Origin of the sequence: Collinsella sp. TF12-2AT, assembly GCF_003436735.1 — a bacterium.
Lineage (GTDB): Bacteria > Actinomycetota > Coriobacteriia > Coriobacteriales > Coriobacteriaceae > Collinsella.
The window spans coordinates 61,391-77,149 of sequence record NZ_QSQK01000007.1 but is presented as its reverse complement, the minus strand read 5'-3'; the positions used below and the strand labels follow the sequence as shown (position 1 = coordinate 77,149).

Genomic DNA, 15,759 nt, shown 5'->3' with positions numbered 1-15,759 from the left:
TGAGCGATTTATTTCGCATCGGAGGCACAAGAAAACCCCGCAGCTCATATAGGCTGTGGGGTTTTCTTTACCCATCGAGTTTATTCCAACAAAATAGACTGCTCCGCATCTCATCCTAAGAGAGATACGGAGCAGCCCCGCAATTACATCTAATAGCAGAAACGTCGATTAACGGCGGGCCGCCTTAACAAGCTCGGCAATCTTGGCGACGACCTCGTCGATCGCCACGTCCTCACGCTCGCCCGTGGCACGGTCCTTGAGCTCCACAGTACCATTCTTGAGGCCACGCTTGCCAAGCACGACCTGATACGGGAAGCCCATGAGGTCGTTATCGGCAAACTTAAAGCCAGGACGCTCGTCACGGTCATCGACGACAACCTCGATACCCTCGGCGCACAGGCCCTCGACGATTTGGTCGCAAACGTTAGCGCACTCCTCCTTCTTGGGATCGAGCGGAATCACCGCGACCTCGTACGGGGCAACGGAGACCGGCCAGACGATGCCGTGTTCGTCGTTGTGCTGCTCCACGACGGCAGCAAGCGAGCGGGACACACCAACGCCGTAGCAACCCATGATAAGCGGCTTCTCCTTGCCGTCCTCGTCCATAAAGGTGGCGCCCATGGCCTCGGAATACTTGGTACCCAGCTGGAAGACCTGCGAGACCTCGATGCCGCGAGCAGCAGAGAGCGGCTTGCCGCAGTGCGGGCAGGGATCGCCGGCAACGACGGTTACCAGGTCGGCCCACTCGTCGACGGTAAAGTCGCGCTCGGGGCAGGCACCGGTAAAGTGATAATCGACCTCGTTGGCACCGCAGGCCCACTGCTTGGACTCGCGCAGGCTCTCGTCGCACACCAGGCGAATGCCCTCGGGCAGGTTAACCGGTCCGATAAAGCCCTTATGCAGACCGTAGGTCTGGAGCTCCTCATCAGTCATCATGCGATAGCCCTTGCCAAAGACATGCTCGGCCTTGCAATCGTTGAGCTCGTGGTCGCCCGGAACAATGGCCACGACGGGCTTGCCCTCGGCGTCGAGGAGTGCCAGAGACTTGCGCGTGCCGTTCTCGGGGAAGCCGAAGAACTTTGCAACGGCCTCGATGGTGCCCATGCCCGGAGTCTCGACCTTGGTAAGCGTACCGTCGCCAGGACCCTCGGTCACAACGACCTTGGTGCTTGCGGCCTCATCGTCGGCAGCGAAGCCGCAATCGTCGCAGTAGACGAGCGAAGCCTCGCCAGCGTCGGCCAAAGCCATGTACTCGACGGAGGTATCGCCACCGATCTCGCCGGAGTCGGCGACAACGGGCAGAGCCTTGATGTAGCAGCGCTCGCAAATGTTGGCATAGGCCTGCTTCATCTTGTCGTACTCCCCCTGCAGGCTCTCCTGCGTAGCAGAGAAGCTGTAGGCGTCCTTCATGATGAACTCGCGACCGCGCATCAGGCCAAAACGGGGACGGAACTCGTCGCGGAACTTATCCTGGATGTGATAGAGGTTCACTGGCAGCTGCTTGTAGGAACGCAACTCATTGCGCACCAGGGCAGTCACGGTCTCCTCGTGCGTGGGTCCGAGCACAAACTCGCGGCCGTGGCGGTCATCAAAGCGCACAAGCTCCTTGCCATAGGCATCGATACGGCCGGACTCACGCCACAGCTCGGCATCGACCATGATGGGCATCATGAGCTCCTGAGCACCGGCGGCATCCATCTCGTCGCGCACGATGTTCTCGATCTTGCGGATCGAGCGCCAAGCGAGCGGCAGATAGGAATACAGGCCGGCGGCCTCCTTGCGGATCATGCCAGCGCGAAGCAGCAGACGGTGGCTCGCTAGCTCGGCATCCGCCGGATCCTCTTTGAGCGTCGGCGCATAGAGCTTAGACATATACATTGCTCGGGTCATTTATTTCTCCTCAATAAGTTTGTCGACCTCGGCCATAAGCGCGTCGACAATTTGATCCTCAGCTACTTTACCAATGATCTGGCCATGCGAAAAGAGCAGACCCTGACCACGTCCGCAGGCAACACCCAGGTCGGCGTCAGATGCCTCTCCGGGGCCGTTGACCGCACATCCCATCACGGCGATCGAAAGCGGCGCGGAATAGTTCTTAAGCCGCTCGGTGACCTCCTCGGCGATGGGAATCAGGTTAACCTGGCAGCGGGCGCACGTGGGGCACGAGACAATCTCGGGACCACGGCGACGCAGGCCCAGCGACTGTAGAATTCCCCAGGCGACCGGCGGCTCCTCAACCGGATCGGCCGTGAGCGACACACGCATGGTGTCACCGATGCCTTCGGAAAGCAAGATACCCAAGCCTACAGAGCTCTTGATGGTGCCCTGAAGCTTGGTCCCCGCCTCCGTCACGCCCAGGTGGAGCGGAACATGCGGTATCTCGCGCGACAGGGCGCGATAGGTATCAAGTGTCGTCTGTACGCTATGGGCCTTGGCGGATAGCACGATGTTGGTAAACCCACGGTCCTCAAAGTGCCGCACAAAGCGTTCGCTCGACATCACGAGCTTTTCGGGCTGCGTGAGGTCGTCGCGCTCGGCAATATCTTGCTCAAGCGAGCCCGCGTTCACGCCAATGCGAATCGCGCAGCCCGCGGCACCCGCGGCATCGATGACGGCATCGACCTTAGCCCAATCGCCGATATTGCCGGGGTTGATGCGCAGCTTAGAGGCACCAGCCTCGACAGCGCCAATGGCAAGCTTATGGTTAAAATGGATATCGGCGACGATTGGCACCGGAGACTCGGCACAAATCGTGCGAAAGCCCTCGAGCGCAGCCTCGGTAGGCACGCTCACGCGCACGATATCGCAGCCAGCCTGCGCCAACGCGCACACTTGCGCAAGCGTTGCCTGGGCATCAGCAGTATCGGTGCAGGTCATAGACTGAACCACGACCGGAGCGCCACCACCGATCTGCACGCCGCCCACATGCACGGGGCGCGTCAACTCGCGAGGCAAAGGATGGGATAAAGACAATCCAAACACTCCCCTACAGAATAAATCGAAGGATGTCGGAACGAAGCATATAGACAAACAGCAGTGCAAAGAGCGCGATGCCGACATAGCTGACGATTGTCTGCACTTTGAGCGGCAGCTCGCGGCCCGCAATCTTTTGAATGATCTCGATGACCAGCTTGCCGCCATCGAGTGGTGGGATGGGCAGCAGGTTCATAAAGCCAAGCGAGAACGAAATGAGGGCGGCAAAGGAAAGGAACGTGGCAGGGCCGGCAGCAGCGGCCTGTGAGGACATAACGCTAATACCCACGATCGAAGAAGACTGATCGAGAATCTCCATCGTATGCTGCGGCTGGAGCAGGCGCATCACGCCATCCGCTGTCTGCACGACATAGGAGAACGACAGGCGAGCCGACGTGATGGGGTCTAAACGGACCACCTGCGTAGAGGCATACACACCTAGGCGCTCGTCCTCTTTGAGCGCAACCGTGGTCGAATGCTGCTTGCCGTCACGCTCGTACTCGATGGCGATATCGTCCTTACCGGCAGCCTTGCCGATGGCATCGTAGACATCCATCCAAGTGGAACATGAGACACCGTCAACCGAAAGGATCGCGTCACCGCCCTCGATACCCGCCTTGGCGGCAATAGACCCCTCGTCAACCTGACCGATCACGTTGGTATCCATCGGCACGGTGACACCCGCAATGGAATAGATGCTCATAAGGAGCAAAAAACCCGTCAAGATATTGACGATAATGCCCGCGAGCAGCATAAAGGCGCGCTTGAGAAAGCCTTGGCCAAGATAGGTGTGCGAGCGCTCTTGCGCAAGGAACTCGGCCTCGCCGCACGGCAGCTCCCACACATCGCCCTCGGCAGTCGCATGTTCGCGATCGAAACGGCGACCATCAAAGGTGGTATAGCCTGCCTTGTCTCGCGGCAACGTCTGATATTTGGTGGGATAGTAGCTCGGCGAGGGCTTCTCCCCTTCCTCATACCAGGGCGCGATGGAGCCCCAGCCCAGCAAAAGGGCGCATGCCTCGAGCACATCCTCCTCGGAAAGCTCGAGCTCGACAGCAAGGTCGGCCACGGTCACGCGACCATGACGATAGATAGCCGCGAGCACGCGGTCGGCGCACGAAACATCGGTCGGATCCATACCGCAGATGGCAGCGTAGCCACCCAGCAGCAGCGGGGTCACGCCAAACTTGGTTCCAATGCGACGCGACGTGTAATGGATGTCAAAGCGGCACGGCAGACCCAAAAAGAACTCGGTCACACGGACGCCGCAGGCACGCGCCGCCAAAAAGTGGCCGCCCTCGTGCAAAAACACGAGGACGGAAAGCATCAGCAGGCCCCAAAAGACCGATGAGAGAACGCTCAGAACAGTATCCATAAAACGAAAAAGCAATCCTTATGGGTTAGGAACGGGTTGCGGCGAGCACCTGCGCAGCCTTTTCACGCGCCCACGCATCGATGTCGCGAAGCTGCTCAAACGAATCGACCACCTGCATATCGTGGGCGTCCATGCAGGATTCCACAATGCGATCGATATCGGTAAAGCTGCAGCCATCGTGCAGGAAGGCATCGACGGCGACCTCGTTGGCGGCATTGAGCACGCACGGCATGGTGCCACCCGTCTTGCCGGCACGCTCGGCCAGTGCCAGACAGCGGAAGGTATCCATGTCGGCAGCATCAAACGTGAGCTGCCCCAGCTCGCGGAAATCGATACGAGGCGCCGGAGTATCCCAACGCTCGGGATACGAGAACGCGAACTGGATGGGAATACGCATGTCGGATGCACCGAGATGCGCCATCACGGAGCCGTCGGCGAACTCGACCATAGAGTGAATCTTGGACTGACGCTGCACGACCACGTTAATGAAATCGAGGTCGCAGTTAAACAGATGCATGGCCTCAATGCGCTCCAGGCCCTTGTTCATGAGGGTGGCGGAGTCAATGGTGATCTTGGCACCCATGGCCCACGTGGGATGCGCGAGGGCATCGGCACGCGTCACGCGATCGAGCTCGTCGCGCGTGCGGCCAAAGAACGGACCACCCGAGCAGGTGAGCCAAATGCAGTGGGCCTCGCGCGGGTTCTCCCCCAGATAGCACTGGTAGATGGCGGAATGCTCAGAGTCGACCGGAATAAGCTGGCCCGGTTGCGCCAACGGCATAAGCAAGTCGCCACCGACGACGAGGGACTCCTTGTTGGCAAGGGCAAGGCGCTTATTCGAGGTCAAGGCCGCATGGCTCGCCTCGAGACCGGCGGCGCCCACAATAGCGACGAGCACGCAGTCGACATCGTCGCGACGCGCGAGCTCGCAAACCGCCTGCGCGCCAACGCCGAGCTGTGTGCCCTCGGGCAACTCCTGCAGCACGGCGTCATCGCCATGAGCGACATCGGCAACGGCAACCGCCGGAACCGAGAACTCGCGGGCAGCGGCAACGAGCTCCGAGGTGCTGGAATTAACGGACAGCGCCGTCACCTGCAGGCGATCGGCATGCTGGCGGCACACATCGAGCGCCTGGGTGCCGATAGAGCCCGTACAACCCAGGATGGCAACGCGAAGGCGTCCATCGGGGCCATACGTCGTCTGGAAGGACATTACAGCACGCCTCCGATCATCAGCAACAGCTGTGCGGTGATGCAACCGAAGATAAGCGAATCGCTACGATCGAGCATTCCGCCGTGGCCCGGGATAAGGTTGCCGGAATCCTTGACGCCCACACCGCGCTTGATGCGCGACTCGATAAGGTCGCCGATAACGCCCAGAATGGACACGACCACGCCGCATAGCAGCGCATAGGGCAGGCTGAGCTTGTAGAAGTGCGTCGCCCACAGGATGAGCCAAATCAAAACCGAGCCCAAGATGCCGCCGGCAAACCCCTCCCAGCTCTTTTTGGGGGAGATCTTGGGAACCATCTTGTGCTTGCCGATACGGCTGCCCACGATGTAGGCAAACGAATCGGAGACCCAAAGGGACGCGCAAACGCCCACTGAAAGCAGGGCGCCGGCAAAACCGGGCACGGCATCGCGCAGCAGCACGATAGCCGACAGCATAAAGCCAGTGTAGATGGGACCCATGAGCGTCACGGCCACATCAGAGATGCGGGTACGCGGCGACCAGACATACCAAATGCCCACAGCGAGCATCAAGGCAAAAAGCAGGGCATTCAGCAACATCGAATCGCCCAACGCCGACAGCGGAAAGAGTACGGCGGCAGCGATACCCATGCGTTCGTTAGCCATCTTGCCATCGAGCCTTGTCATACGGAAAAACTCATAGCAGCACAGACCGCTCATGACAGAAACAAAGATGGCCGTGGGCACGATACCCAAAACCAGGCACAGGATAAAGACAACGGCGTAGACGATACCGGCGGCGGCACGGGTAATAAAGCCCGCCAGCCACGAACCGGTGCCGCTCTTCGCTGCAGGCGCTCCCGCAGTGGCAGCCTTGCGCGCAGGCGCCGCGGAAACTGGCGTCTTGGGAGCAGATGCCTTGGGACGATCGGACACGATTAAGCCTCCTCGGTCTTGCTCAGTCCACCAAACCTACGGTCACGGCCCTGATAGGCCAAAATGGCGTCGACAAGGCCCCAACGATCAAAGTCGGGCCAATAGGTATCGGTGACGTAGAATTCGGAATAAGCCACCTGCCACAGCAGATAGTTCGAAAGGCGCAGCTCACCAGAGGTGCGAATCACAAGTTCGGGATCGGGAAGACCGGCGGTATAGAGGTGGGAAGCCACCATGTCGTCATCAATTGCGGCAGGATCGATCTTACCGGCGGCAGCGTCGGATGCGATCTGACGGACAGCGCGGGTAATCTCGGCACGCGCGCCGTAGTTGACGGCAAGCGCCAGCGTCATACCGGTGTGATCGGCGCACTCGGCAAGACCGCGCTCAAAAACGTCGCGAGTCTTCTTGGGCAGCGCGGAAATGTCACCCAAAAAGACTACGCGCACATTTTCGCGCTTCAGAAGCGGCAGCTCGTCGATAAACGTCTTGGCAAACAGGTGCATCAGAACGTTGACTTCGTGCTGCGGTCGATTCCAGTTTTCGGTCGAAAATGCATAGGCCGAAAGCACGTCGACACCCAGGCGCACGCAGGCGGTAATGATCTCGCGCAGCGAGACGATACCCGCCTTGTGGCCCTCGGTGCGTGCAAGACCGCGCGACGTGGCCCAACGACCGTTGCCGTCCATGATGCACGAGATATGGTGCGGAATGTTATTGAGGTCAAGGTCGGAAAAACCGACGCCCGCAGGGGCGTCGGCAAAGTACTCGACCAGTTTATGCTCGTCGTATTGCACCTTAGATCTCCATGACCTCGGCTTCTTTTTCCTTCAGAAGCTCCTCGACCTTGGCGACATACTCATCGGTATGCTTCTGGACCTTGGCCTGCTCGCGACGTACGTCGTCCTCGGTGAGCTCCTCATCGCGCTCGAGCTTGTTGTTGAAGTCGCGACGGATGTTACGGATAGACACCTTGGCCTGCTCGGCGTACTCGCGGCACTCCTTGACGAGCTCGCGACGGCGCTCCTCAGTGGGAGCCGGGAACGGAAGACGAACGACGGTGCCATCGGAGTTGGGGGTAATACCCAGATCGGAAGCGCCGATGGCCTTGACGATAGCATTGATGAGCGCCTTATCCCACGGCTCGATGAGCAGCATGTGAGCCTCGGGGGTCTTGACGGCGGCAACCTGCGTGACCGGCGTGGGGACACCGTAATAATCGACGGTGATGTCGGACAGAATGTTGGCGTTGGCACGACCGGTACGGACCTTGGAGAAGTTATGCTTGAGGGACTCGAGCGACTTGTCCATATGGGCGGTGATGTTCTCTGCCATGCTTAATCCTCCTGATAGACGAGCGTGCCGACGGGCTCACCCGCGAGCGCGCGCTTGACGGTGTCCTCGCCATCGATGTTGAGGACCAAAATAGGCATACGGTTATCCTGGCACAGGGCCGTAGCTGTGGAATCCATAACCTGCAGACCGCGAACGAGAACCTCGTGATAGGTAATCTTGTCAAAACGGACGGCATCGGCGCACTTGACGGGATCCTTGTCGTAGATGCCGTCAACCTTGGTGGCTTTAATCAGAATCTCGGCGCCGATCTCGCACGCACGAAGAGCCGCGGCGGTGTCGGTCGTAAAGTACGGATTGCCCGAACCGGCGGCAAAAATAACGACGTTGCCCTTGGAAAGGTGGTTGATGGCGCGACGGCGAATATAGGGCTCGCAGATCTCGTTCATCTGGATAGCGCTCATCACACGGCAGGGAACGTCGTTATGCTCGAAAGCATCCTGCAGGGCGAGCGCGTTCATAACGGTCGCGAGCATGCCCATGTAGTCGGCCTGAGCACGCTCCATGCCACCGGCAGCGCCTGCCATGCCGCGGAAAATATTGCCGCCGCCGACAACGACGCCGACCTCATGGCCAACGGCGAGCAGCTCCTTGACCTGCTTGGCAAGATGATCGGTAACCTTGGGGTCGATGCCATATTGGCCGTCGCCCATCAGCGCTTCGCCGGAAAGCTTAAGAAGCACTCGTTTATATCGGATGTCGGACAAAGCGATCCTCCTTTAATTAGACTCTCAATATGATATCAAAGGCTCTGATAAGAGCCATGAAAAAGCAGGCTGTGAGTAAAACCCACAGCCTGCTCATTACCAGCTACAAGAGCTTATTTACTCGCCACGGACCAGACGGTCAAAGGCAACGACGGTAATGGTGTCGCCGAGCTCCTTGGAGACCTGCTCAGCGTACTTCTTGATGGTGAGGGAGCTGTCCTTGATGAACTCCTGCTCGGTGAGCACGGACTGCTTGTAGAACTTCTCCAGACGGCCAACAGCCATCTTCTCCTGGATAGCCTCGGGCTTGCCGGACTCGGCAGCCTGGGCCATGTAGATCTGCTTCTCGTGCTCGACGGTCTCGGCCGGAACCTGATCGCGGGTAGCGCAGATCGGGGCGACGGCGGCAACCTGAAGGGCAACGTCGTGAGCGAAGGTCTTGAAGGACTCAGCCTGAGCGGTCTCGGCCTTCTCGAAGGCGAACTCGACGAGGACGCCGATCTTACCACCCATGTGGATGTAAGAAGCGAGCGCGCCGTTCTCGGCCTTGCGGGCAGCGAAGCGGGAGATCTTCATGTTCTCGCCCATGATGTGAATCATCTCGGTGAGCTCGGAGGAAACGGTCTCCTCGCCCATCGGCTTCTCGAGCAGAGCGTCGACGTCAGCAGGCTCGGTGGTAGCGACAACCTCAGCGACCTTAGAAGCAAAGCCGGTGAACTTGGCGTTGGAGCCAACGAAGTCGGTCTCGCAGGAGAGCTCGAGCAGAGCACCGGTCTTGCCATCCTCGGAGACGAACGCGGCGACAGCGCCCTCGTTGGTCTCACGGCCAGCCTTCTTGGCAGCCTTGGCAAGACCGTTCTTACGCAGAACGTCGACAGCGGCGTCCATGTCGCCGTCAGCCTCGACGAGAGCCTTCTTGCACTCCATCATCGGGGAGTCGGTCATCTCGCGGAGCTGCTTGACCATAGCGGCGGTAATCTGGGCCATTGTGGTTCCTTTCAAAGAGATGAAAAAGAATTAACTAAGACTGATTTACTCGGCCTTGGGCTCAGCGGCCATCTCGGCCTCGGAGACCTGCTCCTTGCCGGAGCCAGCGAGGCAGGCGTCAGCCATGAGCTCGCACATAAGGGTGACAGCAGAGATAGCGTCATCGTTGCAGGGGATGCCGTACTCGACCTCGTCGGGATCGGAGTTGGTGTCGATCAGAGCGACGACGGGGATGTTCAGGCGCTGAGCCTCCTTGATGGCGTTCTCCTCGCGCTTGGTGTCGATGACGAAGAGAGCCTGGGGCAGACCCTTCATGTCGCGGGCACCACCGAGGTTGGTCTGGAGCTTGGTGAGCTCCTTGCCGAGCACAGCCTGCTCCTTCTTGGGGAGCACTGCCATGCGGCCGTCCTCGACCATGGCCTCGAGCTCCTCCATGCGGTTGATGCGGGAGCGGATGGTGACGAAGTTGGTCAGCATACCGCCGAGCCAACGCTGGTTGATGTAAGGCATGTTGGCGCGCTCAGCAGCGTTCTTGACGGCCTCCTGAGCCTGCTTCTTGGTGCCGACGAACAGCACATTGCCGCCCTTGGCGACGTTCTTGACGAAGGTGTAGGCCTGATCGGCGTCGAGGATGGTCTGCTTGAGGTCGAGGATGTAGATGCCGTTGCGCTCACCGAAGATGAACGGCTTCATCTTGGGGTTCCAGCGACGGGTCTGGTGACCGAAGTGGCAGCCGGCCTCGAGCAGGGTGCGGATATTAATCTTGGTAGCCATGTTAAACCTCCTGTGGTTTGCCTCCGCGCGGGGTCATCCTCCAAAACCAACCCGGACATGTGCTACCAAAGCCCGGGCACCACGGTATGAAGTAGCCGCGCGTGCGTGATAAAAACCTGTTGCCGTGAAGCAACCCGATGAATGATAGCAGGAATGCATCTTCCTGCCAACCCGCAATCAAAACCACACACCTGAGCGCGGCGCGGGACGTCCCAGCCACTATTCGCCGCGGGGATGGGCTTGAGCCACAGCCCGCTTAAGCCGATCGGGTGTGAGATGCGTGTAGATCTGCGTCGTGGACAGGCTCGCATGGCCCAGCAGCTCTTGAACCGAGCGCAGGTCCGCACCGCCCTCGAGCAAGTCGGTCGCAAAGGTATGGCGCATCGCATGCGGGGCGATGTCGGCAGGCATGCCGGCGAGCGTCGCCAGCGTATGAAACCGCCGCCTGAGCATGGCGGCACTCATGCGATTACCGCGCGCCGATATAAGCAGCGGATGCGGCCCGGTAACGGGGTCACGACGCTTTGCCTGAGCGAGCAACTCCGGCCTCCCCTCCTCAATATAGAGACGCGTCGCCTCGAGCGCACGACGATACAGAGGGACGATACGTTCTTTGCTCCCCTTGCCCCACAGGCGCAGCGTGCGTTCGGACCACGCAATGGACTCCACATTGAGTGCTGCGAGCTCAGAGATACGGGCGCCCGAGGCATAGAGCAGCTCGAGCATCGCCGCATCGCGCAGTCCCGCGGGTGTTGAGGTATCAGGCGTCTTGAGCAGCGCCTCGACCTGCTTGGTCGTAAGGACGCCCGGCAGGTCACGCGGCAGCTTGGGCGATGCGATCGCCGAGACTGCATCGCCCTCCACGACCCCCTCGGCAGCCATCCATCGATAGAGCGATCGGATAGCCGACAGATGCGCCGCAAGCGTTCGGGGAGCCACCTGCTCACGCGAAAGCTCGGCAAGATAGCGACGAATGGTGCGCACGTCGGCAGCGAAAGCATCGATATCCTCGCGCTCGCACCAGGCAGCAAAGCGCTCCAGCCTCGAGCCATAGGCCGTCACCGTATTGGGAGAAAGCCCCTCGACACGTGCGATATAGGCGATAAACGAGTCGACGGTGTCGTACAGGTCAAAGGCTATGACCGGTCGCCTCCAAACAGATCAGGACGAGTGGCCAGATAGGCATCAAGGGCCTCGAGCGCACGGTCCGCATAGGCCTGGTAGCGGTCGCGCTTGCTGCGGCGCTTACCATCCTCGAGTGGCGGCACCAGGCCAAAGTTGACATGCATAGGTTGATAGCCCACGGTGGCAGGATCGGTCGCATAGCCCACGAGCGCACCCAGGGCGCCCACGCGCGGCAACTCGACGCCCGCGACACCGATAGCCTCGGCATAGGTGTTGAGCGCCGCGAGCAGACCGGTCGCCACGGCTTCCATGTACCCCTCGGTGCCGGTGATCTGACCGGCCAGGCGCACGCCGGTACCGGGCACGGCAAAGGTGCCATCGAGCACGTGCGGGGCGTCGACAAAGGTATTGCGGTGCATGACACCGTAGCGGAAGAACTCAGCGTTCTCCAGGCCCGGCACCATATGGAAGACGCGCTTCTGCTCGCCAAAGGTCAAGTTGGTCTGGAAGCCCACCAGGTTATAGGCGGTCTTCTCCTTATTCTCGGCACGCAGCTGAATCGCCGCCCAGGGACGACGACCGGTTCGCGGATCGGTGAGGCCGACGGGCTTCATGGCGCCAAAGCGAATGGCGTCCTTGCCGGTGCGCGCAACTTCCTCGGCAGGCTGGCAGGCCTGGAACAGATCGCCGCCCTCAAAGTCCTTGAGCACCACGCGGTCGGCCGTGGTAAGCGCCTCGATAAAGACCTCGTACTCCTCCTTGTTGAGCGGAGCGTTGAGATAGTCGCCGCTCCCCTGCTCCTCGTAGCGCGACTGCGAGAACAGCACGTCCATATCGAGCGTGGAGGCATCGACGATCGGCGCCGCGGCATCGAAGAACGCAAGGGCGTTGCCACCGACGAGCTTCATGACCTCTTCGCTCAGCGCCGGCGAGCACAAGGGGCCGGCGGCAATGACCACGTGACCTTCGGGAATCTGCGTGACCTCGCCGTGAATGATCTCGATATTGGGACGGGCGGCAACCTCGGCCTCGACAAGCTCGGAAAACTTGACGCGGTCGACCGCCAGGGCACCGCCGGCGGGAACAGCCGCGCGATGGGCGCAATCGAGCAGGACTGAACCCATGCGCTCAAGCTCGGCCTTCAGCAAACCAGCCGCGGAATCCGGACGGGTCGACTTAAACGAATTGGAACAGACGAGCTCTGCCAGGTGATCGGTATGGTGGGCCGGGGAGCTAACCTGGGGGCGCATCTCGCACAGCTTTACGGCGAACCCGCGATCTGCAAGCTGAATCGCGCACTCCGAACCCGCCAGACCGCCACCGATAACCGTCACCTGATCAAACAGCATCTGCAAACACCTTTCTAATTGACATGTTTTCCATTGTGACCGAAGGGTGTCTGAGCGTGAAGGGCAAACTTGGAGGGCGCATACCTTCCATCCATCATGCGCTCGATAAGACCCTCGAGCTCAAGCGAACCCAGGAGTTTGAGTACGCCGACGGCATCGAGCGAGACGAGCGCCGCGATGTCGTCGACCTTGAGCGGAGAGGCGATGAGCGCATGCATCACGGTCTGCTGTGTTTGATCCAGGTCGGCAATGCCGGGAGCATCGGGGCGCGAGTAGCGCAGGGTGCCGTAGATGCGTGAAATAGCCATCTCGATAGATTCCTCGTCGATGATGCAGCAGGCACCGTTCGCAATGAGGTAATTCGTGCCACGCGACTCGGGCGATAGGATCGACCCTGGCACGGCAAGAAGTTCTCGCCCCAAATCCATAGCAGCCTCGGCTGTAGAAAACGTCCCGGAAGGCATACCCGCCTCGGATACAAAGAGGGCTTGCGACAGGGCCGCGATTACGCGATTGCGGCGCGGAAAGGCAAACTTGCGCGGACCCATGCCCCACGGAGAGATCGACACGACCGCGCCACCCGTATCGAGCGTGCGCGTAATAAGCCCCGCGCTCGAACGCGGGTAGACCACGTCGGCGCCCGTCCCCAGCACCACGACGTGTTTGCCGCCGGCATTGACCGCAGCCCAACCCGAGGCCTGGTCACAACCGACCGCGCCGCCCGAAACTACCGTCACGCCCGCCTCGACCGCAACCTTTGCCGCAAGCTCTGCCACGGCAAGACCATACGGAGAGGCCTTGCGCGCGCCGATGATGGAGAGCGCGGGCGTCGAAAGCACCTCGGGGTTGCCGCGCACATAGAGTGTCTGGGGTACATCAGAAAGCTCCAAAACGGTCTCGGGATACAACGCGTCACCTGGATGCAGCTCGAAGGTCCCCTCGGCCATCATTGGTCCCTCCTTCCCTGGTACATCGCCGCCTCGAGCACGTGGTCCTGCGTCACTTGCTCGCTCTCGGCGACGTCGGCGATGGTACGCGCGATACGCACCAGGCGCACGATGCCGCGGCCCGTGAGATGCGTGCGCTTCGACAGGCCGAGCACACACTTCTCCGCCGCATCATCGAGCTCAAAGGTCGAAACGACGCCGTCAATGGACCGTGTCTCGTCATCCTCGGCCTCGGCATCCGCATCGTCCATACGGGATTCGCGCCAAGCGCGAAAAGCGCGACCGCGCACAACGTAGTCACGTAACTCGGCAGACGACATACCCTCCGCACCCTCGATAATCACCTGAGGGTCGGGACGGGTCACATCGATCATCATGTCGATACGGTCGGCCAAAGGACCGCGCAGCTTTGACCGATAGCGCTCGACCATCGCCGCCGAGCAGCGGCATGGCACCTCACGGTCGCCCAAAAAGCCGCAGGGACAGGGATTGCTCGCAGCCAGCAGCTGAAAGCGCGACGGGAAGGTAAAGGCCCCGTCGACGCGCACGATCCTCACATAGCCGCGCTCGATGGGCTGACGCAGCGTCTGCAGCACACTCGTGGGAAACTCGGCAAGCTCGTCCAAAAAGAGCACGCCGCCATGAGCCAGGCTGATCTCACCCGGATGCACCGGGCGCCCACCGCCGATAAGACCTGCGGTCGAAATACTGTGATGGGGACTGCGGAAGGGCCGGTGCCCCGCCAACAAGCCATCAATGTTCTCACCCAAAACCGAATGGATGCACAGCGCCTCCTGTTGATCCTCAACGGAAAGCTCGGGCAGGATGCCGGTCATACGACGCGCGAGCATCGTCTTGCCCGATCCCGGGGACCCGATCATGAGCAAGCCGAGTTCTCCTGCCGCCGCAAGCGCCATGCCGCGCTTGGCGACCTCCTGCCCCAGTACGTCGGCATAGTCGAGCTCGGGCTCAAAGGTCGCCTCGAGCACTTCAGAATCCAAGTAGTGCCGCGCGGCATCGCCCATGCCATGGGCAAGCTGAGACAAATGATCGATGAATCCACAATCCACGCCCGCGAGTGGCACATGCTGGTCTGACCTGCCGGCGATAAAAGACAGCCCCATATCACGCGCCAATAGCTGAAACGCCACCTCGCCCTTGACAGGAAGCACCGTACCGTCCAAGCCAAGCTCACCTGCGATAAGACAACGATCGAGGTTGTCGCGGGGAATCTGACCATCGGCCGCCAATACCGCGATGGCGATGGGCAGATCAAAGCCGCTACCGGTCTTGCGAATATCGCCAGGCGCCAGATTGACCGTAATGCCCGAGCGCGGGATTTCAAACCCGGCGGAGCGCATCGCGCAGCGAATACGACCGCGTGACTCCATCACCTCCATACTCGGAATGCCGAGCATCTGAATGCCCGGAACGCCGCCGGCAAGCGAGACCTCGACCGTGACGTGAATCGCCTCGACGCCACGGATGCAGGCCGCGTGAACGGCAAACGTCTCGAACGCCATCACGACACCTGCCAATCGAACGCGTTGTACTGATGCCCGATCTCGGCGATATGCCCACCGCGAATGGTGACACCCACGGCATCGAAGCGAATCGCCTTGAGCGGATAATGTTCCATGAGATAGCAACTTGCGATGCGGCGATAGCGGCGTTGCTTTCGGGCGTCCACAGCCTCCTCGGGAAAGACCCGCGTGCTGCAATCCAGCGCAACGCGTCTGGTCTTGACCTCGGCCATCACCACGACATCGTCGAGCTCATCGAGCAGCACCAGATCGGCCTCGCCCTCGGAGCAACGATAACCCTGCTCCAGCAAGGTGTAGCCGCGCTCGTTAAAGTAATCGATTGCGATCAGCTCGCCCAGCATGCCCAGCTCGCGGGGACTGAGCCCCTTGATAAACTCGGGCGTCATCGCCCCGCAGTCGAGCTCGCCATTTTCCCAACGCTCCTTGAGCTGCTGCGTCTTGCTCTTTTTGCTTGCGGCACTCATGGGGTCTCCTTTCCCGCACGCTGCATTGCCCCGA

The 15,759-nt window shown here is 60.6% G+C and carries 15 protein-coding genes; all 15 read right to left on the bottom strand.

Annotated elements, in window-relative coordinates; genetic code table 11:
- Positions 1-168 precede the first annotated feature (168 nt).
- The gene (locus tag DXD24_RS06140) at positions 169-1,890 is read right to left on the bottom strand and encodes a proline--tRNA ligase (protein WP_233502345.1); all 1,722 of its coding nucleotides are present in this window, start codon (positions 1,888-1,890) and stop codon (positions 169-171) included.
- Positions 1,891-2,973: a flavodoxin-dependent (E)-4-hydroxy-3-methylbut-2-enyl-diphosphate synthase gene (gene ispG / locus DXD24_RS06135; protein ID WP_117564267.1), complete on the bottom strand. Its 1,083-nt coding sequence runs from the start codon at positions 2,971-2,973 to the stop codon at positions 1,891-1,893.
- A gap of 13 nt (positions 2,974-2,986) precedes the next feature.
- Positions 2,987-4,348: an RIP metalloprotease gene (locus tag DXD24_RS06130; RefSeq protein ID WP_117564266.1), complete on the bottom strand. Its 1,362-nt coding sequence runs from the start codon at positions 4,346-4,348 to the stop codon at positions 2,987-2,989.
- Positions 4,349-4,373: 25 nt separating this feature from the next.
- Positions 4,374-5,561 (bottom strand): 1-deoxy-D-xylulose-5-phosphate reductoisomerase, encoded by a 1,188-nt coding sequence (gene dxr / locus DXD24_RS06125; protein ID WP_117564265.1) that lies wholly within the window; start codon positions 5,559-5,561, stop codon positions 4,374-4,376.
- Positions 5,561-6,475, bottom strand: coding sequence for a phosphatidate cytidylyltransferase (locus DXD24_RS06120; RefSeq protein WP_233502344.1), 915 nt, complete (start codon positions 6,473-6,475; stop codon positions 5,561-5,563). The genes dxr and DXD24_RS06120 overlap by 1 nt, the downstream gene beginning before the upstream one ends.
- A gap of 2 nt (positions 6,476-6,477) precedes the next feature.
- Positions 6,478-7,272, bottom strand: coding sequence for an isoprenyl transferase (locus DXD24_RS06115; protein ID WP_117637242.1), 795 nt, complete (start codon positions 7,270-7,272; stop codon positions 6,478-6,480).
- Between the two features lies 1 nt (position 7,273).
- Entirely contained in the window at positions 7,274-7,810 is a 537-nt protein-coding gene (frr, locus tag DXD24_RS06110; RefSeq protein ID WP_006236112.1) for a ribosome recycling factor, read from the bottom strand.
- A 2-nt stretch (positions 7,811-7,812) separates the two neighbouring features.
- Positions 7,813-8,535, bottom strand: coding sequence for a UMP kinase (gene pyrH / locus DXD24_RS06105; RefSeq protein ID WP_040359955.1), 723 nt, complete (start codon positions 8,533-8,535; stop codon positions 7,813-7,815).
- 117 nt (positions 8,536-8,652) lie between these two features.
- Positions 8,653-9,522 carry a translation elongation factor Ts gene (gene tsf / locus DXD24_RS06100; RefSeq protein WP_022094736.1) on the bottom strand — a complete coding sequence of 290 codons (870 nt, stop codon included), beginning with the start codon at positions 9,520-9,522 and terminating at the stop codon, positions 8,653-8,655.
- Between the two features lie 45 nt (positions 9,523-9,567).
- A complete protein-coding gene (gene rpsB / locus DXD24_RS06095) occupies positions 9,568-10,296 on the bottom strand; it encodes a 30S ribosomal protein S2 (RefSeq protein ID WP_006236109.1) in 729 nt (242 codons plus the stop codon).
- A gap of 219 nt (positions 10,297-10,515) precedes the next feature.
- Positions 10,516-11,424: a tyrosine recombinase XerC gene (locus DXD24_RS06090; protein WP_370446246.1), complete on the bottom strand. Its 909-nt coding sequence runs from the start codon at positions 11,422-11,424 to the stop codon at positions 10,516-10,518.
- A gap of 8 nt (positions 11,425-11,432) precedes the next feature.
- On the bottom strand, positions 11,433-12,770 hold the full coding sequence (gene trmFO, locus DXD24_RS06085; RefSeq protein ID WP_117564262.1) for a methylenetetrahydrofolate--tRNA-(uracil(54)-C(5))-methyltransferase (FADH(2)-oxidizing) TrmFO: 1,338 nt from the start codon (positions 12,768-12,770) through the stop codon (positions 11,433-11,435).
- 14 nt (positions 12,771-12,784) lie between these two features.
- Positions 12,785-13,720 carry a DNA-processing protein DprA gene (locus DXD24_RS06080; protein WP_334202454.1) on the bottom strand — a complete coding sequence of 312 codons (936 nt, stop codon included), beginning with the start codon at positions 13,718-13,720 and terminating at the stop codon, positions 12,785-12,787.
- On the bottom strand, positions 13,717-15,240 hold the full coding sequence (locus tag DXD24_RS06075; protein WP_117564261.1) for a YifB family Mg chelatase-like AAA ATPase: 1,524 nt from the start codon (positions 15,238-15,240) through the stop codon (positions 13,717-13,719). Before DXD24_RS06075 ends, DXD24_RS06080 begins: the two co-directional genes overlap by 4 nt.
- A complete protein-coding gene (locus DXD24_RS06070) occupies positions 15,240-15,725 on the bottom strand; it encodes a YraN family protein (RefSeq protein ID WP_117564260.1) in 486 nt (161 codons plus the stop codon). Before DXD24_RS06070 ends, DXD24_RS06075 begins: the two co-directional genes overlap by 1 nt.
- Positions 15,726-15,759: the final 34 nt, after the last annotated feature.

Coding starts and splice junctions, on each gene's coding strand:
- DXD24_RS06140 (WP_233502345.1), bottom strand. CDS start 1,890: ATGACCCGAGCAATGTATATGTCTAAGCTCTATGCGCCGACGCTCAAA.
- DXD24_RS06130 (WP_117564266.1), bottom strand. CDS start 4,348: ATGGATACTGTTCTGAGCGTTCTCTCATCGGTCTTTTGGGGCCTGCTG.
- dxr (WP_117564265.1), bottom strand. CDS start 5,561: ATGTCCTTCCAGACGACGTATGGCCCCGATGGACGCCTTCGCGTTGCC.
- frr (WP_006236112.1), bottom strand. CDS start 7,810: ATGGCAGAGAACATCACCGCCCATATGGACAAGTCGCTCGAGTCCCTC.
- tsf (WP_022094736.1), bottom strand. CDS start 9,522: ATGGCCCAGATTACCGCCGCTATGGTCAAGCAGCTCCGCGAGATGACC.
- rpsB (WP_006236109.1), bottom strand. CDS start 10,296: ATGGCTACCAAGATTAATATCCGCACCCTGCTCGAGGCCGGCTGCCAC.
- trmFO (WP_117564262.1), bottom strand. CDS start 12,770: ATGCTGTTTGATCAGGTGACGGTTATCGGTGGCGGTCTGGCGGGTTCG.
- DXD24_RS06080 (WP_334202454.1), bottom strand. CDS start 13,720: ATGATGGCCGAGGGGACCTTCGAGCTGCATCCAGGTGACGCGTTGTAT.
- DXD24_RS06075 (WP_117564261.1), bottom strand. CDS start 15,240: ATGGCGTTCGAGACGTTTGCCGTTCACGCGGCCTGCATCCGTGGCGTC.
- DXD24_RS06070 (WP_117564260.1), bottom strand. CDS start 15,725: ATGAGTGCCGCAAGCAAAAAGAGCAAGACGCAGCAGCTCAAGGAGCGT.